The organism is Bacillus cereus group sp. MYBKT14-1, from assembly GCF_051915185.1.
GTDB lineage: Bacteria > Bacillota > Bacilli > Bacillales > Bacillaceae_G > Bacillus_A > Bacillus_A cereus.
Genome location: NZ_JBQAEF010000001.1, coordinates 273,468 through 298,065 on the forward strand (window position 1 = coordinate 273,468; position 24,598 = coordinate 298,065).

Here is a 24,598-nt window from a genome sequence, read left to right on the forward strand (position 1 = left end):
ATCGGATAGGCATTTGTCATATACATACAGCAGAGCTATGTATAAGGGAGGAGCTTACCGATGTACCTTTATTTATCTCTTATTTTATTAGCTTTTACATTAAGCTTAGATAGCTGTAGTGTAGGGCTAACATATGGTTTAAGAAGCGTAAGAATTCCACTAAGATCAATTATAATTATCGGAATGTGTTCAGCGGCTGTTATGCTTGTTTCAATGGGAATTGGACATATGATCGCGAAAGTATTTTCACCTGTTATCGCAACGCGTATCGGTGGGCTTGTTCTTATTGGAATAGGGATTTGGGTATTATATCAATTTTTTCGAAGTGAGAAAAAAGAAGAACCGAAGCAAGAGGAGAAGGTCTGGAAATTAGAGATTGCCTCGCTTGGGTTAGTAATTCAAATTTTACGGAAACCGACTGTAGCAGATTTCGATAAATCAGGCACCATTTCTGCAGGAGAAGCATTGCTTCTTGGTATCGCTCTTTCTGTAGATTCATTCGGTGCTGGAATTGGTGCGTCTTTATTAGGGTATGCACCTGCTATGATGGCGATATTAGTTGCAATTATGAGTTCCTTGTTTTTATTTATTGGAATGAAACTTGGAACGGTTTTATCGAATATGAAGTGGTTACAAAAATTTACATTCCTGCCTGGAGTATTACTCATTATTATTGGAATTTGGAAAATGTAAGTATGGGCGTGGAACATTAGTTTCGCGCCTTTTATTATGAGGAGGATTATATGATGACAGTAGTAATTGGATTAACAGGAGGCATTGCAAGCGGAAAAAGTACAGTATCTCAAATGTTTCGTGAACTGAGCATACCAGTTATTGATGCAGATATTATTGCACGAGAAGTTGTAGAGCGAGGAAAACCAGCATATAACAAAATAATAGAAGTATTTGGAACGGAAGTATTACAAGAAGATGGAGAACTAGATCGTCCAAAACTAGGAAGTGTCGTTTTCTATAATGAAGAAAAACGATTGCAGTTAAATAAAATTGTTCATCCTGCAGTGCGTGAGGAAATGAATAGGCAAAAGGAAATGTACATAAAAGAAGGTATGCAAGCGGTTGTGTTAGATATTCCTCTCTTATTTGAAAGCAAATTAACAAGTCTCGTTGACCGCGTTTTAGTTGTAGCGGTTAAGCCGCATACGCAATTAGAGCGTTTAATGAAACGAAATAACTTTTCAGAAGAAGAAGCAACAGCTCGTATTCAATCTCAAATGTCGTTAGAAGAAAAAGTGAAAAATGCAGATGAAGTGATAAATAATGATGGCACAATTATGGAAACGAAAACACAATTGCAGGTAATTTTAAAGAAGTGGAACATTATTGACTAAAAAATTGTGAAATTAATGAAAATGCTTAGTGACATATCTCCTTTTTGTGTTATACTATTATTGGGATTGGAGATAAATAGTATAACGCATTCAAGGGGGATAACATATTATGACTCGTGTGGCAATTAATGGATTTGGACGTATTGGGAGAATGGTATTTCGTCAAGCAATAAAAGAAAGCGCATTCGAAATTGTAGCAATCAATGCAAGCTATCCATCTGAAACGTTAGCACACTTAATTAAATATGATACAGTTCATGGCAAGTTTGACGGAACAGTAGAAGCATTTGAAGATCACTTATTAGTTGATGGAAAAATGATTCGCCTTTTAAACAACCGCGATCCAAAGGAATTGCCTTGGACAGATTTAGGTGTTGAAGTTGTAATTGAAGCAACTGGTAAATTTAATTCAAAAGAAAAAGCAATTCTTCACGTTGAAGCTGGAGCGAAAAAAGTTATTTTAACAGCGCCTGGTAAAAATGAAGATGTAACAATTGTAGTTGGTGTGAACGAAGACCAATTAGATATTACAAAACATACTGTTATTTCAAATGCATCTTGTACAACAAATTGTTTAGCGCCTGTTGTGAAGGTGTTAGATGAGCAGTTTGGAATTGAAAACGGTTTAATGACGACAGTTCACGCTTATACAAATGACCAAAAAAATATTGATAACCCACATAAAGATTTAAGAAGAGCACGTGCTTGCGGACAATCAATCATTCCGACAACGACAGGTGCTGCGAAAGCGCTAGCAAAAGTTCTTCCACATTTAAACGGAAAACTTCATGGTATGGCACTTCGTGTACCAACACCAAACGTGTCTCTTGTTGATTTAGTAGTAGATGTAAAACGCGATGTGACAGTTGAAGCTATTAACGATGCATTCAAAACTGTTGCAAACGGTGCGTTAAAAGGTATTGTAGAATTCAGCGAAGAGCCTTTAGTATCTATTGACTTTAATACAAATACACACTCAGCTATCATTGATGGTTTATCTACAATGGTAATGGGTGATCGTAAAGTGAAAGTGCTTGCTTGGTATGATAACGAGTGGGGCTACTCTCGTCGTGTTGTAGATCTTGTAACGTTAGTTGTTGACGAATTAGCGAAGCAAGAAAATGTGCAACATATTTAAGTGAATAAGGGAGAGGGCAAGTGGAATATTTGCCCTCTTTTTTTTATTTTTTTCTGAAAAGGAAAAAAATTATAGGAGTATATTTTTGAAAGTGGACATACCACGAAACGTTGGGGTTACTGTATTTGTGAATCATTTCTTTTTTTTAGGGAAAAGTAAAGAGGAAAATATGACAGAAAATCGAAAAAACTGTTGTTGCAAAATGAAAATAAACAAAGTATACTAACACTCGTAAACTTAAGAGCTGAGGTACGTAGTCACTACTTAAAGGGTTAGGACCTCTCTGGACTAACTTTCCCCCGTGGTAGTGGAGCAAGCCAAATTGCAAATTAGTTTTCAATTCGAACAGTTAGAATAAATTTACAAGGGGGAACTGTAGAATGGATACTATGGATACGATGGGTCGTCACGTGATCGCTGAACTTTGGGATTGCGATTTCGACAAGCTTAATGACATGCCGTATATTGAACAATTATTTGTGGATGCAGCACTAAGAGCTGGTGCTGAAGTGCGTGAGGTTGCTTTCCATAAATTTGCACCACAAGGTGTAAGTGGAGTAGTAATTATCTCGGAATCACATTTAACAATTCATAGCTTTCCGGAGCACGGTTACGCGAGTATTGATGTTTATACTTGTGGGGATCGTATTGATCCAAATGTTGCTGCAGAATATATTGCAGAAGGTTTAAACGCGAAAACGCGTGAGAGCATCGAGCTTCCTCGAGGCACTGGTAGCTTCGAAATTAAGCAGAGAGAAACAAAAGCTCTTTAAAAAAGAACATAATTGATTTAAAATGTAAAGAGGTGTATAATGCACCTCTTTTTTAGTTTATAAAAAAGAGAAAATATAACGTACTCGTTAGTTGAATAAATTGGACTCTTGCAAATGAGGTAGTGCCCTATATACCATCTTATTTTTAAGGATGAGATGATAAAGTTATGCGCTGGAACTTAAAGTGGTAAGAGAGTTAGAATGAGTTATATAATATTGTATATATATTTTAGGTGAAGTGAGTAGAGAAAAATAAAGAGTATAGTGTAAAGGAGTGAATGAATTGCGTTGTCCATCCTGTTCTCATAATGGTACAAGAGTGTTAGATTCGCGTCCGGTAGACGAGGGGCGCTCTATTCGAAGAAGGAGAGAGTGTGAAAGCTGCTTAAGTCGCTTTACGACCTTTGAAAGGGTAGAAGAGTCACCTCTTATCGTTGTAAAAAAAGAAGGCACACGAGAAGAGTTTAATAAAGAAAAGATTTTACGCGGTTTAATTAAAGCGTGTGAAAAAAGACCAGTATCTTTAAGACAATTAGAAGAAGTAACACAAAGCGTGGAACGTGAACTGCGTAATTTAGGTATATCAGAAGTGAAAAGTGATATGATTGGTGAAATTGTTATGGAAGAACTTCGCGATATTGATGATGTTGCTTACGTACGTTTTGCTTCTGTATATCGTCAATTTAAAGATTTAAATGTATTTATTGAAGAATTAAAAGATATACTGCAAAAAGAAAGAGAGTAGAAGTTGTATTTTATTCTCTTTACATACCGTAAGTAATAGGATAAGAGAGCTAGAAGCGCAAGCTAATAGCTCTTTTTCACTAAGAATTTATATAATGAAGATAGAACGAATGAAGTAGAGGATAGATTGGATGAGAGAAAGGAAAAGCAAGAATGGAAAAACAGTCATGGATGGAGCTATTGCCGATTGATCGTTATAAAGTAAGTGCGAAAGGACTACTGCACAATTACGACCGAAAAGTGTTAACGATGTTGTATCAGCCGTTAATAGGTAGTAGAGCTTTTAGCTTATACATGACACTATGGGGAGAGCTTGAGCAAGATCGTGTATTTGGAAAAGAGAATACGCATCATTCCCTTATGGTGACTATGCAAATGCAACTTCCTGAAGTATATGAGGAACGAGTAAAGTTAGAGGCAATTGGGCTTTTGAAGGTATATATTAAGAAAGAAAAAGATATTCGAATGTTCATATATGAGTTGCAACCACCTTTATCTCCGAAGCAGTTTTTTGATGATATTGTTTTAAGTATCTTTTTATACAATCGATTGAGCAGGACAAAATATAATCAAGTAAAGCAATATTTCTTAGAAGAAGAATTTGATTTTGCTTCTTATGAAAATGTTACGCGTTCTTTCAATGATGTGTTTGGTTCGTTTAATCCAGGACAGCTTGAGCATGCGCAAGAAGACCTTCGTATTCCAAAAACGACAACTATGCCAAGTAACGAGAAGGGAGACGCTCCGAAAGTTTGGAATGATTTCTTTGATTTCTCTTTATTTGTAGATGGATTGTCCGCTCTTGTTCCTAAAAAGGCGATTACAGATCAAGTGAGAGACTGCGTTATAACACTTGCTTACGTGTATGGTGTAGATGTGTTATCGATGCAAAATATCGTTCTTGGTGCAGTGACAGAGATGCAAACAATTGATATGGAAAGGCTTAGAAAAGGAGCGCGCGATTGGTATCAATTTGAAAATGGTCAAGCATTACCGGTATTAAGTGAAAGAGTACAGCCTCATGCTGCACGTACGATGAAAGAGAAAGAGCCTTCATCGCAAGAGGAGATGCTAATAAAGCAGCTAGAGGAAATCTCACCAAAACAACTATTGAAAGAGATTTCTGGTGGTGCAGAGGCAACGAAAGCGGACTTGCAGATCGTTGAAGATGTCATGATTAATCAAAAATTGACACCAGGAGTTGTGAATGTACTTATTTATTACGTTATGCTACGCTCAGATATGAAACTTGCGAAAACGTATGTCGAGAAGATTGCTGGGCATTGGGCACGTAAAAAGGTCGGTACAGTAGCGGACGCGATGGCGTTAGCGAAAGAAGAGAACCGTCAATATCAAGAGTGGGCTGAGACGAAGAAAAAAGGCCGTACGGCGAAGAAAACGGTGCGGAAAGAAATGGTGCCAGATTGGCTTAAGGAAGAAGAGCCGAAAGAACAAGAGAAAGAAACAGTGAAGAAAGATGTAAGTGTAGAAAAAGATGCAAGTATGCTAGAAGATGAACGAAAACGACTAGAAGAAGTGTTAAAAAAATATAAGCGTGATTAATAGAAGAGAATGAACGCTCTTTGAGGTGAGAAAATGGAGCATATTCAAAATTCATTTGCAAAATTAATGGAAAATGAAAACTTTAAAAATAGATATGAAGTATTAAAGGCAGAAGTAATGGCGCATCCGCGTGTGAAAGAATTTATAGATGAACATAAGGGTGAAGTAACGACTTCTATGATTGAGCGCAGTCTTGTGAAGTTATATGAATATATTGGACAAAGTGTAGGTTGCGTGGATTGTCCGGATTTAGGCTCATGTAAAAATATGCTACAAGGGTACGAGCCAAAGCTTGTTATTCAAGGGAAGATGATTGATATTCAATACGATCGCTGCGTTAGAAAAGTAGCGCATGACGAGAGAAAGAAATATGAAAAACTTGTTCAAAGTGTATATATGCCAACGGATATTTTACAGGCAACTATGGAAAACTTAGATCCTTCTGATTTAAATGCACGTATCGATGCGATTGGTGCAGCGAATGAATTTTTAAGTACATATGAACCAGGTAAAAAAGCACAAGGTTTATATTTGTACGGTAAATTTGGTGTAGGAAAAACGTATTTGTTAGGAGCAATAGCGAACGAGCTTGCTCGAAAGAAAATAAGTTCGATGCTCGTATACTTCCCGGAATTTTTACGTGAAATTAAAAGTTCAATTCAAGATAATTCGATTGGTGAGAAGATTGATGCGGTTAAACGCGTACAAGTTTTAATGTTAGATGATATCGGGGCAGAAGCGATGTCAAGCTTTGTCCGTGACGATGTACTCGGTGCAATCTTACAATTCCGTATGTTAGAAAACTTACCGACGTTCTTTACGTCTAATTTTGATTTTAAACAACTGGAACACCATTTAACGTATACGCAGCGTGGCGAGGCTGAAGAAATGAAGGCAGCACGTATTATGGAACGAATTAAATATTTAGCGAAACCAATTCCGATTGGTGGGAAAAACCGTCGTCATAAGTAAAAGAGCAAGCTGAGAAGCTTGCTCTTTTGTATTATAGTGATATTTTCTTTTCAAATATGAGGTCGAAATATTCAGGTTGTCCAGAACTGCCAATCGTAGGGGCAACAATCTGTACGAACCTCCAGCCATTTCTAGCATGTTCTTGAATAATTTCTTGGTAGTCTTCAGCTGGTTTTGAGCGAGTGAACCCCCAATGTAATTCGACTTTTACGAATTTATATTCAAACATTCTGATACCTCATTTTATTGATAAGTAAAGTATACAATAAAAATTCATAGTAGCTTGTATCATTTTTTTCTCCCTCCCTTAATATATATAAAATTAGCAAGCCATATTGAGTGGATTTTCTAACGATAGGAAATGTAATTCTACTAAGAGTGAACTTCACGCGGAACGGACTCTTATAGGATTTGTAACGTATAGATACAGTCCTTTAGAGCGGGGATAAAAGGGGGGACAAAAGTGATTGAAATTTGCTTCGAAGAAAAAAATGATGCTATGCACGTATATAGACAATTGCTGAAAAGAGCGGAAGTATTATATAAGGAAACGAGTGTGTATTTACAGGAACAAAAAGTGGTGATTCACATACCAGTACGTGAATCGAATTATATTGAAAAGATCTTATTGCCAGTAATGGTGTATTTCATTGTGAATGTGAAACAAAATGAGTGGATTTATACGATTTTAAAAGAAAAGTTTTTTTATGAAGAACAAGAAGAGTGTCATCAAATATTGCATATGGCACATGAGATTTTAAAGGGAAGAAGAAAAGGTGTAGCTCAGGATTTAACGCGTAACGCATTTGAGTCATATATTAAGTCTTCTTTAAATAATTGGCTTTGTGATCCGCTCTCATTCTCGTTTTCATCATATATCCGTTTTCGTCTTCGTACATATAGGGAAATGGTGGCTAAACTTGCGGAAGTGGCAATTGATGAATATAAGATGGAGCAAGAATACCAAATGTTCATTGAGACGCTTCGGCAACAAGTAAGTAGCCGTAAATCACGTTTGTCTTGCATGCATCTTATTTTTGATGAAAGCTTTATCTTTTATGATGATAAAGGTAGACGTTTAAAACAGGAGAAGTTGGTCCAATATATAGATGAGGAATTATTAAAGCAAAATGATGTATATATTGATACGAAAGTAATTGCGCCGCTTCTTTCTATTTCGCCCAAAAAGATTTATTTATATACGAAAGAACAAGACCATAATATGATAATTACTTTGCGAAATGTGTTCCAAGAACGGGTCCAATTACATGGATTACATGATTTTGAGCGCAATGTGAAAAATTTAAAAAATAAAGGTAACGCCCTTGATTTTCTAAGTTTTTGAGCATATAATTACCTACATAAATGAAATATATTGAAATGTCATGATGAGGACATGAGTAGTTTTCTACGATTTTCAGAGAGGGAAGCCTTAGGGTGTGAGCTTCCTAGTACGGGATTATTACTTACCACCTCTAAACTTTAGCAGTGAACGGTTTTTCTAGTAATTGCTAACGGACAACACCGTTATGTTGAACTTGAGCAATTAACAATTATGTTAATTGGAACAAGGGTGGAACCACGAATTCAACACTCGTCCCTTTTTACGGGATGAGTGTTTTTTATTTTGAGAAAAAGAGGAGTGACCAGTGATGGCAGATGTAGTTAAAATTACTTTCCCTGATGGAGCTGTGAAGGAGTTTCCAAAAGGCGTAACAACTGAAGAAATCGCAGCTTCTATTAGCCCAGGCTTAAAGAAAAAAGCTGTAGCTGGAAAATTAAACGATGAGATGATCGATCTTGTTACACCAATCGAAGAAGATGGTGCAGTTTCTATCATTACATTAGATTCTGAAGATGGCCTATATATTTTACGCCATTCAACAGCCCACCTTTTAGCACAAGCGTTAAAACGTTTATATAAAGATGTTAAGGTTGAGCTCGGCATTGGTCCAGTAATTGAAAATGGCTTCTACTACGATATTGATATGGAAGAAGCAATTACAGTTGAAGACTTCAAGAAAATCGAAAAAGAAATGCAAAAAATCGTGAACGAGAACTTGGAAATCGTTCGTCATGAAGTACCACGTGCAGAAGCAATTCGTCGCTTTGAAGAAATCGGCGATGAGTTAAAATTAGATTTAATTAACGATCTTCCAGAAGATGCAGTTATTTCAATCTATGAGCAAGGCGAATTCTTCGACCTTTGTCGTGGTGTTCACCTTCCATCTACAGGGAAAATTAAAGTGTTTAAATTATTAAGCGTTGCAGGTGCTTACTGGCGCGGCGATAGCAATAATAAAATGCTACAACGTATTTACGGTACTGCATTCGTTAAAAAAGCGGAATTAGATGAGCACTTACGTATGCTTGAAGAAGCGAAAGAGCGCGATCACCGTAAATTAGGTAAAGAATTAAAACTATTTACTAATAGCCAAAAAGTAGGACAAGGTTTACCACTTTGGTTACCAAAGGGTGCAACAATTCGTCGTATTATCGAGCGTTATATCGTTGATAAAGAAGCAAGCTTAGGCTATGATCACGTATATACTCCAGTACTAGGAAGCAGAGAGCTTTATGAAACTTCTGGTCACTGGAACCACTATCGTGATGGCATGTTCCCATCAATGGAAATGGATAACGAAGAATTAGTTCTTCGTCCAATGAACTGTCCTCATCATATGATGGTTTATAAAAATGATATTCACAGCTACCGTGAATTACCAATCCGTATTGCGGAACTTGGAACAATGCACCGTTATGAAATGTCAGGTGCGTTATCTGGATTACAACGTGTACGCGGAATGACTTTAAACGATGCGCATATTTTCGTTCGTCCAGATCAAATTAAAGAAGAGTTAAAACGTGTTGTAAACTTAACTCTAGAAGTGTACAAAGATTTCGGTTTAGAGAACTACTCATTCCGTCTATCTTACCGCGACCCAGCAGATACTAAAAAGTATTATGCGGATGATGAGATGTGGGAAAAAGCACAAGGTATGTTAAAAGAAGCTATGGATGAAATGGGTCTTGATTACTATGAAGCTGAAGGTGAAGCGGCATTCTACGGTCCAAAACTTGACGTTCAAGTTCGTACTGCTCTTGGAAAAGACGAAACACTTTCAACTGTACAATTAGACTTCTTGCTTCCAGAACGCTTTGAATTATCATACGTTGGTGAAGACGGTAAACAACATCGTCCAGTTGTAATTCACCGTGGTGTTGTATCAACTATGGAACGTTTTGTAGCCTTCTTAATTGAAGAATACAAAGGTGCATTCCCAACATGGTTAGCTCCAGTTCAAGTACAAGTAATTCCAGTTTCTCCGCAAGTACATTTAGACTATGCGAAGAAAGTACAAGACGAATTGCGTCGTGCTGGTATCCGTGTTGAATTAGACACTCGTGAAGAGAAGATCGGTTACAAAATCCGTGAAGCACAAATGCAAAAAATTCCGTACATGCTTGTAGTAGGTGACAATGAAGTAACTGAAAACGGCGTAAACGTACGTAAATATGGTGAACAAAAATCAGAAACAATCGCATTAGATGCTTTTGTTGACATGATTAAAGTAGAAGGAAAACGATAAGAAAAAGCCGCGGTATACCGCGGCTTTTTTATGTAATATACTTGAGGGAAATTAGAAAAAATAACCATGTAACACTTATCATAAAAAAGTATTGCAAGTATGTTAGTTGTTTGTTACAATATTTCTTGTTGTTAGTAAAACACATCGCGTCTTCTTGACAGACGTCATGTCCTATGATAAACTCATCAAGGATAATAGAATATTGTTTTGTGGAACAAGTAGAAGCACCCGCTTCTCACCTGATGGACGCATTCGCAGTTAACAGGTAAATGTATTTCTTACTTAAGATTTTACAAGTGTGGGTGTCGTATGCCCGCACTTTTTTTGTTCGGGTTCTATGACTACAAAATATGTTCTGAGAAAACCTTGGAGGTGGCTTACTATTAGCAAGGATATGATGATTAACGAGCAAATTCGTGCACGTGAAGTACGTTTAGTTGGCGCAAATGGCGATCAACTTGGAATCAAGTCTCGTAATGACGCTTTAGACTTAGCTGCAAATCTTAATCTTGATTTAGTATTAGTTGCTCCAAATGCGAAACCGCCAGTATGCCGCATTATGGACTACGGTAAATTCCGCTTTGAGCAACAGAAGAAAGAAAAAGAGCAGCGCAAAAATCAAAAAGTAATTAGCATGAAAGAAGTTCGTTTAAGTCCAACAATTGATGAACACGACTTTAACACAAAACTTCGTAATGCTATCAAGTTTTTAGAGAAAGGCGACAAGGTTAAAGCATCAATTCGCTTTAAAGGACGTGCCATTACTCATAAAGAAATCGGTCAACGTGTTTTAGATCGCTTCTCAGAAGCTTGTGCTGAAGTTAGCACAGTTGAATCTAAGCCTAAAATGGAAGGACGCAGTATGTTCTTAGTTTTAGCACCGAAAAACGATAAGTAATAGATAGAGGAGGAAATACCTATGCCTAAACAAAAAACTCATCGCGGCGCTGCAAAGCGTTTCAAAAAGACTGGATCAGGTAAACTGAAACGTTCTCACGCTTACACAAGCCATTTATTCGCTAACAAATCTACAAAAGCTAAACGTAAACTACGTAAAGCTGGTGTAGTAAGCGCTGGTGACTTCAAACGCATTCGTCAAATGCTTGACAACTTAAAATAAGTTCGGCTGATATATAGAACAATTAGGAGGTAATATTATGCCAAGAGTAAAAGGTGGTACAGTTACTCGTCAACGTCGTAAAAAAGTAATTAAATTAGCAAAAGGTTACTACGGTTCAAAAAATACATTATTCAAGGTTGCTAACCAACAGGTTATGAAATCTCTAATGTATGCATTCCGTGACCGCCGTCAAAAGAAACGTGACTTCCGTAAATTATGGATTACACGTATCAACGCAGCAGCTCGTATGAATGGTCTTTCTTACAGCCGCTTAATGCACGGTCTTAAAAATGCTGGCATCGAAGTTAACCGCAAGATGCTTGCTGACTTAGCTGTTCATGATGAAAAAGCTTTCGCTGAATTAGCAACAGTTGCAAAAAACAACATTAACTAATTAATTAGTTGAAACCTTAGAAGAATTTTCTTCTAAGGTTTTTTTATTTGTATTCAAATAGAAGTTAGAAGTGAAAGAAATTCTAAAGATTAACGGCTATGTTGTTATCAATATGACAAAATCAATATAAAAGTTATAGCAGTATAGAAGAATATACATATGAAGTCAGGAGAATACTCCTGGCTTTTTTCAATTCTGCTCGTTTGGAAAGAAGAGTATCTTTCCTAGCTGAAACGACACTGCTATAATGGAAAGATGATATGGAACTTTCATCAGATGAACAATTTAAGAGCGATGACTGAAACGTATTTGTAAATTAAGGACAAGCTATTTTATAAAGAGTTAGATAGCTGACTTATTCATAAGAACTGAAACATAATAATGAACTTTGAGATGAAACAACATTGTTGCGTAAAATGCGATGTTGGAGGAGGACAATAGAATGGACTTACTACAACTATTTAAATTACAAAAAGAATTAGATGACCGTATTGCAAAAGAACATGACTTACAACCGAAAAAATTGTTAAAAGAAAAAATGTTAGCTCTTCTTGTAGAAATTGGAGAACTTGCAAATGAAACACGTTGTTTTAAATATTGGAGCAACAAACCAGCATCAGAACGTGAAGTAATATTAGAAGAATACGTAGATGGTTTGCATTTTATTTTATCAATCGGAATTGATTTAGGTATTGATAAAAACTTCCTATTCTATAAATGTGCACAGACGAATAAAACACAAGTGGAAATTTTCTTAGACACATATGCGAAAGTAATTCGTTTTACAGATCAACCATCTATTACAAACTATATTGAATTATTTACGAGCTATCTTCGACTTGGACAAGCACTTGAATTTGAACAAGAAGAGATTGAAAAAGCATATTTAGATAAAAATGAAGTAAATCATCAGCGTCAAACACAAGGATACTAATTTAATTTTTGAATATTTCAATTTAATTATTGTATAATGAATTGACTGAAGAAAAAGGAGGGTGTTGGCAATGACAAAATTAGACGCGACATTGACAATGCTAAAAGAATTAACAGATGCACGTGGTATTGCTGGTAATGAGCGTGAACCACGTGAAGTAATGAAGAAATATATTGAGCCGTTTGCGGACGAACTTTCTACTGATAATTTAGGGAGTTTAGTTGCGAAAAAAGTAGGGGAAGAAAACGGCCCGAAAATTATGGTTGCAGGTCATTTAGATGAAGTTGGATTTATGATTACACAAATCGATGACAAAGGTTTCCTTCGCTTCCAAACGGTTGGTGGCTGGTGGTCACAAGTTATGCTTGCGCAACGCGTGACGATTGTAACGCGTAAAGGAGATGTAACAGGTGTAATTGGTTCAAAACCACCGCACATTTTACCTCCAGAAGCTCGTAAAAAGCCAGTTGAAATTAAAGACATGTTCATCGATATCGGTGCTTCTAGCCAAGAAGAAGCGATGGAGTGGGGCGTACGACCAGGAGATCAAGTTGTACCTTACTTTGAATTCCAAGTGATGAAGAATGAAAAAATGTTACTTGCAAAAGCATGGGATAACCGAATCGGTTGTGCAATTGCAATTGATGTATTAAAACAATTAAAAGATGAAAAGCATCCAAACGTTGTATATGGCGTTGGAACTGTACAAGAAGAAGTTGGTCTTCGTGGCGCAAAAACATCTGCGAATTATATTAAACCAGATATCGCGTTCGCAGTAGATGTTGGTATCGCTGGAGATACACCGGGTGTAACGTCAAAAGAAGCACAAAGTAAAATGGGCGATGGACCACAAATCATTTTATATGATGCTTCTGTTATTGGACATACAGGTTTACGTGATTTCGTAGTTGATGTTGCTGATGAATTACAAATCCCGTATCAATATGATTCAGTAGCAGGCGGAGGAACGGATGCGGGTGCGATTCACATTGCTGTAAATGGTATTCCTTCTATGGCAATTACAATTGCAACGCGCTATATCCATTCTCATGCGGCAATGTTACATCGTGATGATTATGAAAATGCAGTGAAGTTAATTGTAGAAGTTATTAAACGTCTTGATAAAGAGGCTGTACATAACATTACATTTAATTAATAGAAAAAGCGAAGGAGCTTCTCCTTCGCTTTTTTATGTTTTAAAAAGGCCTTTCTAATCCTGCAGCAGTATGAGCCCCTAAAATAATTAAACGAGTTAATTGCATCGCCATAAAATGCGGGGTATATATCATCCCTCTTTTTAGCCATGACATAATCATTCCTAGGTGGGCACCAGTAACATAACTAATGAGAATATCGCGTGGAACCATTAGTTTTTCATCGTTAGGTTGTGAAATAGAGAGGCTTAATGTTAAATGCGTTTGAATTGCTTTCATCATCTTATACGTATAGTTTCCAGCAGCTTTATCACCAAGCATGACGTTATAGAAGTTAGTGTTTTCTGCAATATGTTCGAACAAGGCCAAAAAACTTGGATGTGGCGAATCAAATGTTAGTTGTAAATCTTCTTTATTTCTATTTCTCGGTTTAATTACTTCAGTTAGCTTTTCTAACATTTCTTCAATGCTTTTGTCTAGTAAGTCATATTTATCGTGGTAATGGCTATAAAATGTAGCGCGGTTTACAGGAGCGCGTTCTGCGATATGTTGAACAGTAACATTTTCAAAACCTTTTTCGCCTACTAAAGCGACAAAAGCATCCTGTATGAGTTGTCTCGTCCGTTTTACACGTGGATCATTTGTATTTTTAATAGACATTTTTATTTCCCCTCGTTTAATTTTCTATACTTAAACAACATATTGGTATTATATTGTTGTTTAAACGACATTTCATACGTAAATTGTCGGTTGTAGATTCAAAATAATTATTTATAATTATAAACGATAGTCCTTCAGAAATCAGCACCGCTCGCAGGTAGATAAATTTCGATTTACGCTGCAGATGGTGTGATTTTTTTGTTAAAAGGTTAATATAATTAACAATTAAGCAATCTAAACAATAAGGACATAAATAGTTTAGAAAAAAATTATATGCGATATAAGGAGAGGAATGCAATGAATCAGTTTCGAAGAATGGTAATTATCAACATTATCACATTAATTGTACTAGTTGGCGGCGGTATTGGCGGTTATTACTATTACAATCAAACGGAAAATTACTTAAAAACAGACAATGCAAAGATTGATGGAAAGGTAATTCCGGTTGCTTCACCAGTAGCAGGTAAACTAACTGACTGGAAAGCTGAAGTAGGAAAAAATTATAATGAGAACGATAAATTAGGTACTGTTACTGTAGCGGCAGCTAATGGAGAACAAACAGTAGATGTAACAATTCCACAAAATGCAACAGTTGTACAATCAAACGCGACAACAAATGCTTTCGTTGGAGCGGGTAGCCCGATTGCTTATGCATTTGATATGAACAATTTATGGGTAACAGCAAACATTGAAGAAACAGATGTTGATGATGTTCAAAAAGGTCAAGATGTAGATGTGTATGTAGATGCATACCCAGATACAACGTTAACAGGAAAAGTAGAACAAGTTGGCTTAACAACAGCGAATACATTCTCTATGTTGCCATCAAGCAACGCAACAGCGAACTATACGAAAGTAACACAAGTAGTACCAGTTAAAATTTCTTTAGATCATAGCAAATCAGTAAATATTGTTCCTGGCATGAATGTGACAGTTCGTATTCATAAGTAAGGGGGAGATGAGATGTCCTCAATTGTAATTGCAGGATATGCACTATTTTGTATAATCGTCTTCTTCCTTGTAAATCGTCTTTTACGAAAGAAAAAAACGAAAATGGGAGAAGAACAAGTCCCAGCCGTAAGTAAAATAGAAGTAAGTAAAGTTGAAACAGAAGAGAAAGAAATTGAACGAAAGCAAGAATCGGAAATTTCTAATGTAGTTGAGTTAGAAACAGGAAAGCAAGAAGAAGTAAAACAAGAAAAAGAAGTGCCGAAAAAACAAATGTCTATGCCTGTAGAGAATGTGAACGTAAAAGCAGTTGTAGCTGTATTAATTCTAGGCATGTTCGTTTCTATTTTAAACCAAACAATCATTAATGTTGCATTACCTCCGTTAATGAATGAATTTAATGTATCAACTTCAACAGCACAATGGTTAATTACAGGCTTCATGCTTGTAAATGGTATTTTAGTACCGATTAGTGCCTTTTTAGTTTCACGATTTACGTATCGTAAATTATTCGTAGCAGCAATGTTATTCTTCACGGTAGGATCTATCATTTGTGCTACTTCAGGAAACTTTACAATGATGATGACAGGTCGCGTAATTCAAGCAGTTGGTGCGGGTATTTTAATGCCGGTTGGTATGAATATCTTCATGACGTTATTCCCGCCTCATAAACGCGGAGCGGCGATGGGATTACTAGGTGTAGCGATGATTTTAGCACCAGCTATCGGACCAACTGTAACAGGTTGGGTGATTGAAAACTATAGCTGGAACTTAATGTTCTATGCGATGTTTATTATTGGTTTAATTATTACGTTCCTATCTTTAAAATTCTTTACACTAGCTCAGCCGGTGTCTAAAACGAAATTAGATATATTCGGTGTGGTTAGTTCAAGTATTGGACTAGGAAGCTTATTGTACGGATTTAGTGAAGCTGGAAATAATAGTTGGACTAGTGCAGAAGTCATTATTTCACTTGTTATCGGTGTAATTGGTTTAGCGTTATTTATTTGGAGAGAGTTAACAACGGACAATAAAATGCTTGATTTACAAGTATTTAAATATCCAGTATTTACTTTTACTTTAGTAATTAATGCAATCGTTACGATGGCATTATTCGGAGGTATGTTATTGCTTCCAGTATATCTGCAAAACATTCGTGGCTTTACGCCAATTGAATCTGGTTTACTACTTCTTCCAGGATCATTAATTATGGGGATCATGGGACCAGTAGCGGGTAAATTATTCGATAAATATGGCATTCGTCCATTAGCGATAATTGGATTGGCAATTACGACGTATGCGACATATGAATTTACAAAATTATCGATGGATACGCCGTATAGCGTTATTATGACGGATTACATTATACGTTCAATTGGTATGTCATTCATTATGATGCCAATTATGACAGCTGGTATGAACGCGCTGCCGATGAAATTAATTTCTCACGGTACAGCAACGCAAAATACGTCAAGACAAGTAGCGGGTTCAATCGGAACAGCTATTTTAATTACACTTATGACGCAACAAACGACTGCTCACGTAGCAGATTACGGCAACATGTTAACAACATCAAACCCAATTTTAGTTGATAAAGTACACGGCATGGGTCAAAGCTTAGCGGCCTTAGCTGGATCAGCTCAAGCAGGAGACGCGATGAGCACACAACTATTATATGGACAAATTTCAAAGCTATCTGCAATTAACGGTATTAACGATGCCTTCTTAATCGCAACGATACTTGCAGGTATCGCTTGGGTGTTATCGTTCTTCTTACAATCAGGCAATAAACCAAATAGAAAAGCAGGGAATTAATTTCCCTGCTTTTTTGTGCTTTTTTATGCAGTAACATATAAAAGATGATAACCAGTTACGGAGCACAGCCCTGTTATAAACAAAATCGTCCCCATAGAACAAATACTCGATATTTGCCTGCCACTTATAATAGCTAATAGTCCAGCTAAAGAGAAGAAGCACCAATATAAAGTTCCCGAAATTGGAACCATCTCCTCTAAATCTATTCCAGTACCTATACAAACGATAGGAACAACGATAAGTAATATGCTAATTAAACCAGTTATAATAGTAAGTAATTTACGATGTTTCATGCCAGCCATAATTAAAAAAATGCCGACGATGAATTCGCATAACATCAAAGTAAGAGCTAAAATCATCCAAGTTAATATTCCGAACACTTCTGTATTACCTCCGATTTGTGGATTTCACAAAAATGTTATATATAGAATGAATCACCTACAGACATGAGAATCCAGAAAATAACCCCTAATATTCCAGCGGTAAAAATAATGAATCCCGTATTACGTATACTTTTAAGTTTTGCTTGTAATCCATTTATCCCTGCTAATAATCCAGTTAAAGAAAATAGCGTCCAGTATAGAGAAGTTGGAATGGGGAAGATTGTATCGATATTAATTCCTATACTAAAAAAAACAAAAGGTAGTGTGACGAAAGATAGGCTAAGTAGCCCCATTACACCAACGAGCAATTTGCGATGTTTAATTCCTTTTACTACTAAAAAAATACCGCCAGCAATTCCGCATAGTAAGAGAAGTGGCGTGAAAAGCATCCAAATAACACTGAACATATGTAAACTCCTTTATATGAATTAAGTTATATTTTACTACATGAGGTTTATTTTGGATATTATTAATAAATATGTATAAATTGATAGAGATGAGAAGTGATCATACGAATTAATAAAAGAGGTATCGTGAGGATACCTCTTTCTAATTCAAGAATGCCAACAAATTATTCATAATATGAAATAACATAGCTGGAATAATGGATTTTGTTTTTTTACATAAAATAGCCATTAATAATCCCATGAAGAAAGTAATGACCATTACGCCAAGTGAGTATGTATGAGCGATACCGAAGAAGAAGCTTGTTATAATTGCTGCAATCCAAAATGGAAAGCGTTCTGAGAAAAAGCGAAGTATAAAGCCACGGAAAATAAGCTCTTCAAAAATTGGTGTGAGTATTGCAAAGCCGAGAAGTAATAATATTTGATACTGCTTAAAGACATCTAAGTTTAGTGCGGAAGATTGCTGCTTTGTTGCGTCTTGGAACACATAATTTAACAAGATGTAATTGAGTAAAATGTTTATAGCGAAGAAAAGAAGTAAGTATACGTATGTGCGCCATTTTTTAAGTGCTGTAAAGTTAAAGGATTGTAGTAATAGTTTTTTTGCGGGTTCAAATTTAAAAATGAAGAATAACAATACGGCTAGTTGTAATCCGATACTTGCGGTATTTACAATAGATTCATACAGGGCAATTTGTTTTTTATCTGTGAGACCAGCTGTATAAATTGTTAATGGCATTGCGAGGAACACAGTAATAAGTCCGGTTCCGAAAAAAGCGAATACAACGGAGCTAATAAATTGTCCCCATGACATAGAGTATTTCTGTTCATTAGAAAGTTGTGTAGCGGGTTGCATATGTAGAATCACCTCTTTATATTTGTATATTTAATTATAATGGATTTTGTTTTCAGGCGTAATATTTAAATATTACATATAAAGGTATATTTTTCATAAAATAATAAAAGAGGTATCACCCTGTAGTGATGCCTCTTTCTCATTGATAACTATGTTCTGTCTTGTTATTCAATTTTGCTTGCTCTATTTGCAATTCACGCTCTACCAATCGATCTAATTGCTGAATTGCTTTAAGTGCTTTTTCATAAGAAATTGTTCGATAATGATGCGCTCCGCCCGGTTCTTCATCTGCTTCGTCTGCCCATTTAATAATATTTTGAAGAGATGTTCTTTCAATTTCTTGTTCCACTAAGAAAGAATCTGTATGAAGAAGAATTGCAATAGAAATTTCTTTTGCTAGTTTTGGATGTTCTCCTAATCTAATAAGTAATTTATGTGCTCTTTCAGCGCCTTTAATTGCATGGATATCATTCTTTTTATATAAGTCATAATCCCATTCGCCGCCTGTGTACCACGTATGATGTCCGATATCATGAAGGAAGCCAGCTTTTGTGGCAGCATCGACTGAGGCGTGATGCTTTTTGGCTAGGTGAAACGCATGGTAAGCGACAGCGATCGCGTGGACCATTCCAGAACGGTTTACGTATTTTTGTGTAATGTGGTGTTTAAAAATTTGTTCAAGCGTAATACGGTGCATAAAACATTCACTCCTTTTATCTTATGGTGTATATGAAGAAAAATCGATCGGTTTAAATGTATTTTGAACATTGTACTCCATCATAGTTCGTTAGTAAAGTAGAAATGTTTAGGAGAAGAAAAAATTTTTCTGCAAAAAAATCACCTTAGCTTATGCAAAGGTGATTTTCAAATTGCTTATTTTTTTAATCCTTGCTCTAGTGTTTCTAACATTTCATGCTTTTCATTTTCATCAGCGTTTTTCCAAATGACTTCAAATAAAACGCCAAGACCTGGAAGCATTTTTTCTTCACCGCTTTGAATTGCATCGACGATTGTTTCTTGTAATTGATCTTGTGAATTTCCAGATACATTCGCTAATACGGCACCGCGTAAATTAAAACTCATTGCTTTCACCTCTTCTTCAGAATTGAAACTGACGTTAGTTTTTGTTCTTTTTTATGTAAATATGTATGAAAAATAGGCTATAATGATAAGACAAGAAGAGAGGGAAATACATATTATGAAAAACATTGATTCAGTACAAAATCCGCGTGTAAAGCAGTGGAAAAAGCTGCAAACGAAAAAAGAACGCGATAAAAAAGGTTTATTTTTTGTAGAAGGATTCCACTTAGTCGAGGAAGCTTTGAAGACAGGAATTGTAACAGAACTTATCGTTTCAGATCAGACAGACCTTCCGAAAGATTGGACAGTTAATGATGTGGAAATGTACATCGTACCTGAGGCGATTGTAAAAATACTTCGTGAAACAGAAACGACGCAAGGTGTATTTGCTGTTTGTGAGAAGCATGAGAAAGAAGTAGCTCTTACTGATGGGAAATTCCTTTTATTAGATGGCCTGCAAGACCCAGGGAATTTAGGAACAATTATTCGTACAGCTGATGCAGCTGGTATTCACGCCGTTGTGCTTGGAGAAGGTTGTGTTGATGTTTACAATAGTAAAGTACTCCGCTCTACACAAGGCTCTATTTTCCACTTACCAATTGTAAAAGGGAACTTAGAAGAATGGGTAGACAAGTTAAAAGAAAATAACGTTCCTGTATATGGAACAGCTCTTGAAAATGGAGTTCCGTATGGTGAAGTAACGCCGGCTGGCAGTTTTGCATTAATTGTAGGAAATGAAGGAAATGGCGTACGCCAAGAAATTCTTGCAAAAACGGATCAAAACTTGTATATTCCGATTTACGGCGGGGCAGAATCATTAAATGTTGCGGTTGCAGCAGGGATTTTAACGTATTATTTGCAAAGCCCGGTTGCGAACAAATAAAAAACTTCTTATAATAAGTTGAAGTACATTATATTAAAAGTTAAATAACGAAAAACGTTGATAGAGAAGAGTAGCTTACAAAATCGCCATATAGGGAGAGAATGTCGTAGACTGAAAGCATTCTTATGGTAGACGAAAGTGAATTCACCTCTGGAGTTGACGCCAGGACCATGTATATGTAAAGGCGTTCCGGTCAGAATTGATCGTTATAACTAATGAGTGGGCAGACATGTTCTGTCAATTTAGGGTGGTACCGCGAATTTACCTCGTCCCTTTTTGGGAGCGAGGTTTTTTTATTTTTAAAATTAGGAGGGTTCCAAAATGGAAGCACGTTTAAAAGAGCTAAAGCAAAAAGCGTTAGAGCTTATTGAAGAAGCGAAAGAGCTGAAAGGCTTAAACGACGTACGCGTAGCGTATTTAGGAAAAAAAGGTCCAATTACAGAAGTATTACGCGGCATGGGAAAATTATCAGCAGAAGAGCGTCCACGTATGGGAGCATTAGTAAATGAAGTACGTGAAGCGATTCAAACGCGTCTAGACGACAAAATTAGTAACTTAGAAAAAGCAGTAATTGAAGCGAAATTAGCTACTGAAACAATTGATGTTACATTGCCAGGTCGTCCTGTTGAAACAGGTTGTCACCATCCGTTAACGGCTGTTGTTGAGCAAATTGAAGATGTATTCATCGGTATGGGTTATGAAGTAGCTGAAGGAACAGAAGTAGAAAAAGACTACTACAACTTCGAAGCACTAAACTTACCGAAAGATCATCCAGCGCGTGATATGCAAGATACATTCTACATCACAGAAGAAACGTTACTACGTACACATACATCTTCTGTGCAAGCACGTACGATGGAAAATAATAAAGAAAAAGGCCCAATTAAAATTATTTGTCCTGGTAAAGTGTATCGCCGTGATGACGACGATGCGACGCATTCACATCAGTTCATGCAAATTGAAGGTCTTGTAATTGATAAAAACATTCGTATGAGTGACTTAAAAGGTACACTGCAAGTATTCGTGAAAAAGATGTTCGGTGAAGATCGTGAAATCCGTCTTCGTCCAAGTTTCTTCCCATTCACAGAGCCATCTGTAGAGATGGATATTTCTTGTATGATGTGTCATGGCAAAGGCTGCGGCACTTGTAAAGGAACTGGCTGGATTGAAATTCTAGGCGCAGGTATGGTTCACCCGAACGTACTTGAAATGGCTGGTTATGATTCAAAAGAATATCAAGGTTTCGCATTCGGTATGGGCGCAGAGCGTATCGCAATGTTGAAATACGGAGTAGATGACATTCGTCATTTCTATACAAATGATGTACGTTTCTTACAACAATTCAAACGAGCGTAAGGGAAGGAGAGGATAAGTATGTTCGTATCATATCGTTGGTTACAAGAGTATGTAGATATTAAAGATGTAACAGCACAAGAACTAGCAGACAAAATCACGAAAAGTGGTATTGAAGTAGAAGGCGTTGAAGTATTAAATAAAGGTGTAAAAGGTGTTGTAGTTGGTCACGTATTAGAATGTGAAAAACACCCAGAAGCTGATAAATTAAGCAAATGCTTAATCGATATCGGTGAAGAAGAGCCAGTTCAAATTATTTGTGGAGCTGCTAACATTGCAAAAGGTTTAAAAGTACCAGTTGCAAAAGTTGGAGCTGTACTTCCTGGTAACTTCAAAATCAAAAAAGCAAAACTACGCGGTGAAGCTTCTCACGGTATGGTTTGTGCTCTTCAAGAGCTTGGTATTGATGGAAAGTTAGTTTCAAAAGAATACGCAGATGGTATCTTCATCTTCCCAAGTGACGCTGAAGTTGGTGCAGATGCACTTGAAATTTTAAACTTACACGATGAAGTACTTGAGCTTGGCTTAACACCAAACCGTGCAGATTGCTTAAACATGTTAGGTGTTGCTTACGAAGTAGCTGCTATTTATGGCCGCGAAGTAAAACTTCCAGCTATCGACTTACAAGAAACAGCAGAAAAAACTTCTGATTATATTTCTGTAAGTGTAGAAGCGAAAGAAGAAAACCCATTATACATTGCAAAAATGGTTAAAAACGTAAAGATTGGTCCATCACCAATGTGGATGCAAACTCGTCTTATGGCAGCTGGCATTCGTCCAATTAGCAACGTAGTTGATATTACAAACTACATTTTAATGGAATACGGTCAACCGTTACATGCATTCGATTACGATAAATTAGGTTCAAAAGAAATCGTTGTTCGTCTTGCAAAAGAAGGCGAAAAAATTGAAACGTTAGATGATCAAGAGCGTACATTACAAAGCCACCACCTTGTAATTACAAACGGCACGAAAGCTTTAGCTGTTGCTGGTGTAATGGGCGGGGCGGATTCTGAAGTTACAAATGAGACAGTAAACGTTCTAATTGAGTCTGCATACTTTGCAGGTCAAACAGTACGTCGTACATCAAAAGACTTAGGTCTTCGTAGTGAATCAAGTGCACGTTTCGAAAAAGGAATCGACCCAACACGTACATTTGAAGCAATTCAACACGCAGCTGCTTTAATGGCGAAATATGCTGGCGGTGAAGCACTTGAAGGTGTAGTAGAAGCTGACAACTTACAAGTACAAGAGCGTACAGTATCTGTTACTGCTGAAAAAGTAAACCGTGTATTAGGTACAAATATTTCTGCGAGTGAAATGGGTACAATGTTCACAAACTTGAAATTCCCATTCACAGAAGTAGAAGGAACATTCCACGTGAATGTACCAGCACGTCGTCCTGATATTACAATTTCAGAAGACTTAGTAGAAGAAGTAGGCCGTCTATACGGTTATGACCACATTCCAGTTACATTACCTTCTGGAACGATGACTCGTGGTAAATTAACATCAGCACAAACGAAACGTCGTAAAGTACGCCGCTTCTTAGAGGGTGCTGGTTTATATGAAGCAATCACATATTCATTAACAAGCGCTGATAAAGCGAAACAATATATGGTTGAGCCAAACGAAAAGGCGCCTGTAGGTCTTGCACTTCCAATGAGTGAAGAACGTAGCCAACTTCGTTTAAGCTTAGTACCGCAATTACTAGAAGCAGTTTCATACAATGTCGCTCGTAAAAATGACAGCGTTGCTTTATACGAAGTAGGTTCTATCTTCTTACCGACAGAAGAAGGAGAACTTCCGAAAGAAGAACAACATCTTGCAGGTGTTATGACAGGTCTTGCTCTTCACCATGCATGGCAAGGTGAGAAGAAAGTAGTAGACTTCTTCGTTGTGAAAGGTGTACTAGAAGGACTATTCGACGTACTTGGCGTTGCAAACCAAATCACATATGCACCAGCAAAACGTGAAGGTATGCACCCAGGCCGTACAGCTGACATCGTATTAGATGGCGAAGTAATTGGTTTCATCGGTCAATTGCACCCAGAAGCAGAAAAACAATTAGATGTGAAAAATACATTCGTATTTGAATTATCTCTTGTAAAAGTATTCGGTGCAGACGCTGAAGAAACTTACTACGCAGCAATTCCACGTTTCCCATCTATGACACGTGACATGGCTGTTGTAGTAACAAAAGAAACAAAAGCTGGTGAAATGAAGCAAGTCATTGCTGAAGCTGGCGGAGAACTTCTGAAAGACGTAACACTATTCGACTTATACGAAGGTGAAAAAATGGAAGAAGGCAAGAAATCACTTGCATTCTCTATGACTTACTTCGATGCAGAACGTACATTAACAGACGAAGAAGTAACAGAAGCACATAACCGTGTACTAACAACGGTAGAAGAGAAATTCGGTGCGGAGTTACGTAAGTAATTAGAAAATTGCCGGATATATTCCGGCAATTTTTTTATTG

The 24,598-nt window shown here is 36.8% G+C and carries 26 protein-coding genes and 3 other annotated features; of the genes, 19 read left to right on the plus strand and 7 right to left on the minus strand.

Annotation, left to right across the window (positions count from 1 at the left end; translation table 11 throughout):
- Nucleotides 1-60: 60 nt before the first annotated feature.
- From ytaF to dnaI, 7 genes are all read left to right on the plus strand, one after another.
- Nucleotides 61-693, plus strand: a complete 633-nt coding sequence (ytaF, locus tag ACTFO4_RS01550; RefSeq protein ID WP_000281743.1) for a sporulation membrane protein YtaF — start codon at nt 61-63, stop codon at nt 691-693.
- A 53-nt stretch (nt 694-746) separates the two neighbouring features.
- Nucleotides 747-1,349, plus strand: coding sequence for a dephospho-CoA kinase (coaE, locus tag ACTFO4_RS01555; RefSeq protein ID WP_000219307.1), 603 nt, complete (start codon nt 747-749; stop codon nt 1,347-1,349).
- A gap of 109 nt (nt 1,350-1,458) precedes the next feature.
- The gene (locus ACTFO4_RS01560; RefSeq protein ID WP_000198972.1) at nt 1,459-2,487 is read left to right on the plus strand and encodes a glyceraldehyde-3-phosphate dehydrogenase; all 1,029 of its coding nucleotides are present in this window, start codon (nt 1,459-1,461) and stop codon (nt 2,485-2,487) included.
- A gap of 389 nt (nt 2,488-2,876) precedes the next feature.
- Nucleotides 2,877-3,260, plus strand: a complete 384-nt coding sequence (speD, locus tag ACTFO4_RS01565) for an adenosylmethionine decarboxylase (protein ID WP_002003660.1) — start codon at nt 2,877-2,879, stop codon at nt 3,258-3,260.
- A gap of 283 nt (nt 3,261-3,543) precedes the next feature.
- Nucleotides 3,544-4,005, plus strand: coding sequence for a transcriptional regulator NrdR (gene nrdR / locus ACTFO4_RS01570; protein WP_001203687.1), 462 nt, complete (start codon nt 3,544-3,546; stop codon nt 4,003-4,005).
- Nucleotides 4,006-4,157: 152 nt separating this feature from the next.
- Nucleotides 4,158-5,567, plus strand: a complete 1,410-nt coding sequence (locus ACTFO4_RS01575) for a replication initiation and membrane attachment family protein (RefSeq protein WP_440013232.1) — start codon at nt 4,158-4,160, stop codon at nt 5,565-5,567.
- A 33-nt stretch (nt 5,568-5,600) separates the two neighbouring features.
- A complete protein-coding gene (gene dnaI, locus ACTFO4_RS01580) occupies nt 5,601-6,539 on the plus strand; it encodes a primosomal protein DnaI (RefSeq protein WP_000400104.1) in 939 nt (312 codons plus the stop codon).
- A 31-nt stretch (nt 6,540-6,570) separates the two neighbouring features.
- On the opposite strand, the gene ACTFO4_RS01585 is transcribed toward dnaI, so the two are convergent.
- Nucleotides 6,571-6,768, minus strand: coding sequence for a DUF4177 domain-containing protein (locus tag ACTFO4_RS01585; protein ID WP_000464458.1), 198 nt, complete (start codon nt 6,766-6,768; stop codon nt 6,571-6,573).
- A 234-nt stretch (nt 6,769-7,002) separates the two neighbouring features.
- Between ACTFO4_RS01585 and ytxC the strand changes: the two genes are divergently transcribed.
- From ytxC to ACTFO4_RS01620, 7 genes are all read left to right on the plus strand, one after another.
- Nucleotides 7,003-7,884: a putative sporulation protein YtxC gene (gene ytxC / locus ACTFO4_RS01590; RefSeq protein WP_000569628.1), complete on the plus strand. Its 882-nt coding sequence runs from the start codon at nt 7,003-7,005 to the stop codon at nt 7,882-7,884.
- Between the two features lie 31 nt (nt 7,885-7,915).
- Nucleotides 7,916-8,144, plus strand: a binding site (T-box leader).
- 47 nt (nt 8,145-8,191) lie between these two features.
- Complete coding sequence (gene thrS, locus ACTFO4_RS01595; protein ID WP_000786083.1) at nt 8,192-10,129, plus strand: threonine--tRNA ligase; 1,938 nt, start codon at nt 8,192-8,194, stop codon at nt 10,127-10,129.
- A gap of 210 nt (nt 10,130-10,339) precedes the next feature.
- Nucleotides 10,340-10,460, plus strand: a sequence feature (ribosomal protein L20 leader region).
- 63 nt (nt 10,461-10,523) lie between these two features.
- Complete coding sequence (gene infC / locus ACTFO4_RS01600; protein ID WP_000973215.1) at nt 10,524-11,027, plus strand: translation initiation factor IF-3; 504 nt, start codon at nt 10,524-10,526, stop codon at nt 11,025-11,027.
- A 21-nt stretch (nt 11,028-11,048) separates the two neighbouring features.
- Nucleotides 11,049-11,249, plus strand: coding sequence for a 50S ribosomal protein L35 (gene rpmI, locus ACTFO4_RS01605; RefSeq protein WP_001125945.1), 201 nt, complete (start codon nt 11,049-11,051; stop codon nt 11,247-11,249).
- Between the two features lie 37 nt (nt 11,250-11,286).
- Nucleotides 11,287-11,643, plus strand: a complete 357-nt coding sequence (gene rplT, locus ACTFO4_RS01610; RefSeq protein ID WP_001138362.1) for a 50S ribosomal protein L20 — start codon at nt 11,287-11,289, stop codon at nt 11,641-11,643.
- Nucleotides 11,644-12,085: 442 nt separating this feature from the next.
- Nucleotides 12,086-12,577, plus strand: a complete 492-nt coding sequence (locus ACTFO4_RS01615; protein ID WP_000365050.1) for a dUTP diphosphatase — start codon at nt 12,086-12,088, stop codon at nt 12,575-12,577.
- A gap of 70 nt (nt 12,578-12,647) precedes the next feature.
- Nucleotides 12,648-13,733 (plus strand): M42 family metallopeptidase, encoded by a 1,086-nt coding sequence (locus ACTFO4_RS01620; protein WP_000163555.1) that lies wholly within the window; start codon nt 12,648-12,650, stop codon nt 13,731-13,733.
- Nucleotides 13,734-13,773: 40 nt separating this feature from the next.
- Here the strand turns inward: ACTFO4_RS01620 and ACTFO4_RS01625 are convergent, their stop codons facing one another.
- On the minus strand, nt 13,774-14,391 hold the full coding sequence (locus ACTFO4_RS01625; protein WP_440013230.1) for a TetR/AcrR family transcriptional regulator: 618 nt from the start codon (nt 14,389-14,391) through the stop codon (nt 13,774-13,776).
- A 297-nt stretch (nt 14,392-14,688) separates the two neighbouring features.
- Between ACTFO4_RS01625 and ACTFO4_RS01630 the strand changes: the two genes are divergently transcribed.
- Complete coding sequence (locus ACTFO4_RS01630; RefSeq protein WP_001071419.1) at nt 14,689-15,342, plus strand: HlyD family secretion protein; 654 nt, start codon at nt 14,689-14,691, stop codon at nt 15,340-15,342.
- A 12-nt stretch (nt 15,343-15,354) separates the two neighbouring features.
- The gene (locus tag ACTFO4_RS01635) at nt 15,355-17,154 is read left to right on the plus strand and encodes a DHA2 family efflux MFS transporter permease subunit (protein ID WP_000095295.1); all 1,800 of its coding nucleotides are present in this window, start codon (nt 15,355-15,357) and stop codon (nt 17,152-17,154) included.
- A 23-nt stretch (nt 17,155-17,177) separates the two neighbouring features.
- On the opposite strand, the gene ACTFO4_RS01640 is transcribed toward ACTFO4_RS01635, so the two are convergent.
- The 5 genes from ACTFO4_RS01640 to sspI all read right to left on the minus strand — a co-directional run bounded on the left by ACTFO4_RS01640 (nt 17,178) and on the right by sspI (nt 19,883).
- On the minus strand, nt 17,178-17,534 hold the full coding sequence (locus ACTFO4_RS01640) for a hypothetical protein (protein WP_061457747.1): 357 nt from the start codon (nt 17,532-17,534) through the stop codon (nt 17,178-17,180).
- A gap of 38 nt (nt 17,535-17,572) precedes the next feature.
- Nucleotides 17,573-17,944 (minus strand): hypothetical protein, encoded by a 372-nt coding sequence (locus ACTFO4_RS01645; protein WP_061457746.1) that lies wholly within the window; start codon nt 17,942-17,944, stop codon nt 17,573-17,575.
- A gap of 142 nt (nt 17,945-18,086) precedes the next feature.
- Nucleotides 18,087-18,800: a CPBP family intramembrane glutamic endopeptidase gene (locus ACTFO4_RS01650; RefSeq protein ID WP_017673993.1), complete on the minus strand. Its 714-nt coding sequence runs from the start codon at nt 18,798-18,800 to the stop codon at nt 18,087-18,089.
- Nucleotides 18,801-18,939: 139 nt separating this feature from the next.
- Complete coding sequence (locus ACTFO4_RS01655; RefSeq protein ID WP_000554786.1) at nt 18,940-19,497, minus strand: HD domain-containing protein; 558 nt, start codon at nt 19,495-19,497, stop codon at nt 18,940-18,942.
- A gap of 176 nt (nt 19,498-19,673) precedes the next feature.
- Nucleotides 19,674-19,883 carry a small acid-soluble spore protein SspI gene (gene sspI, locus ACTFO4_RS01660; protein WP_000009509.1) on the minus strand — a complete coding sequence of 70 codons (210 nt, stop codon included), beginning with the start codon at nt 19,881-19,883 and terminating at the stop codon, nt 19,674-19,676.
- Between the two features lie 82 nt (nt 19,884-19,965).
- On the opposite strand from sspI, the gene ACTFO4_RS01665 reads away from it, so the two are divergent.
- From ACTFO4_RS01665 to pheT, 3 genes are all read left to right on the plus strand, one after another.
- The gene (locus tag ACTFO4_RS01665) at nt 19,966-20,763 is read left to right on the plus strand and encodes a TrmH family RNA methyltransferase (protein ID WP_002026395.1); all 798 of its coding nucleotides are present in this window, start codon (nt 19,966-19,968) and stop codon (nt 20,761-20,763) included.
- A gap of 48 nt (nt 20,764-20,811) precedes the next feature.
- Nucleotides 20,812-21,040: a binding site (T-box leader), on the plus strand.
- Between the two features lie 44 nt (nt 21,041-21,084).
- The gene (gene pheS / locus ACTFO4_RS01670) at nt 21,085-22,119 is read left to right on the plus strand and encodes a phenylalanine--tRNA ligase subunit alpha (RefSeq protein WP_000388219.1); all 1,035 of its coding nucleotides are present in this window, start codon (nt 21,085-21,087) and stop codon (nt 22,117-22,119) included.
- Nucleotides 22,120-22,137: 18 nt separating this feature from the next.
- A complete protein-coding gene (gene pheT, locus ACTFO4_RS01675; protein WP_000498186.1) occupies nt 22,138-24,558 on the plus strand; it encodes a phenylalanine--tRNA ligase subunit beta in 2,421 nt (806 codons plus the stop codon).
- Nucleotides 24,559-24,598 lie beyond the last annotated feature (40 nt).

Coding starts and splice junctions, on each gene's coding strand:
- ytaF (WP_000281743.1), top strand. CDS start 61: ATGTACCTTTATTTATCTCTTATTTTATTAGCTTTTACATTAAGCTTA.
- coaE (WP_000219307.1), top strand. CDS start 747: ATGACAGTAGTAATTGGATTAACAGGAGGCATTGCAAGCGGAAAAAGT.
- ACTFO4_RS01560 (WP_000198972.1), top strand. CDS start 1,459: ATGACTCGTGTGGCAATTAATGGATTTGGACGTATTGGGAGAATGGTA.
- speD (WP_002003660.1), top strand. CDS start 2,877: ATGGATACGATGGGTCGTCACGTGATCGCTGAACTTTGGGATTGCGAT.
- ACTFO4_RS01575 (WP_440013232.1), top strand. CDS start 4,158: ATGGAAAAACAGTCATGGATGGAGCTATTGCCGATTGATCGTTATAAA.
- dnaI (WP_000400104.1), top strand. CDS start 5,601: ATGGAGCATATTCAAAATTCATTTGCAAAATTAATGGAAAATGAAAAC.
- ACTFO4_RS01585 (WP_000464458.1), bottom strand. CDS start 6,768: ATGTTTGAATATAAATTCGTAAAAGTCGAATTACATTGGGGGTTCACT.
- thrS (WP_000786083.1), top strand. CDS start 8,192: ATGGCAGATGTAGTTAAAATTACTTTCCCTGATGGAGCTGTGAAGGAG.
- infC (WP_000973215.1), top strand. CDS start 10,524: ATGATGATTAACGAGCAAATTCGTGCACGTGAAGTACGTTTAGTTGGC.
- rpmI (WP_001125945.1), top strand. CDS start 11,049: ATGCCTAAACAAAAAACTCATCGCGGCGCTGCAAAGCGTTTCAAAAAG.
- rplT (WP_001138362.1), top strand. CDS start 11,287: ATGCCAAGAGTAAAAGGTGGTACAGTTACTCGTCAACGTCGTAAAAAA.
- ACTFO4_RS01615 (WP_000365050.1), top strand. CDS start 12,086: ATGGACTTACTACAACTATTTAAATTACAAAAAGAATTAGATGACCGT.
- ACTFO4_RS01620 (WP_000163555.1), top strand. CDS start 12,648: ATGACAAAATTAGACGCGACATTGACAATGCTAAAAGAATTAACAGAT.
- ACTFO4_RS01625 (WP_440013230.1), bottom strand. CDS start 14,391: ATGTCTATTAAAAATACAAATGATCCACGTGTAAAACGGACGAGACAA.
- ACTFO4_RS01630 (WP_001071419.1), top strand. CDS start 14,689: ATGAATCAGTTTCGAAGAATGGTAATTATCAACATTATCACATTAATT.
- ACTFO4_RS01635 (WP_000095295.1), top strand. CDS start 15,355: ATGTCCTCAATTGTAATTGCAGGATATGCACTATTTTGTATAATCGTC.
- ACTFO4_RS01645 (WP_061457746.1), bottom strand. CDS start 17,944: ATGTTCAGTGTTATTTGGATGCTTTTCACGCCACTTCTCTTACTATGC.
- ACTFO4_RS01650 (WP_017673993.1), bottom strand. CDS start 18,800: ATGCAACCCGCTACACAACTTTCTAATGAACAGAAATACTCTATGTCA.
- ACTFO4_RS01655 (WP_000554786.1), bottom strand. CDS start 19,497: ATGCACCGTATTACGCTTGAACAAATTTTTAAACACCACATTACACAA.
- sspI (WP_000009509.1), bottom strand. CDS start 19,883: ATGAGTTTTAATTTACGCGGTGCCGTATTAGCGAATGTATCTGGAAAT.
- ACTFO4_RS01665 (WP_002026395.1), top strand. CDS start 19,966: ATGATAAGACAAGAAGAGAGGGAAATACATATTATGAAAAACATTGAT.
- pheS (WP_000388219.1), top strand. CDS start 21,085: ATGGAAGCACGTTTAAAAGAGCTAAAGCAAAAAGCGTTAGAGCTTATT.
- pheT (WP_000498186.1), top strand. CDS start 22,138: ATGTTCGTATCATATCGTTGGTTACAAGAGTATGTAGATATTAAAGAT.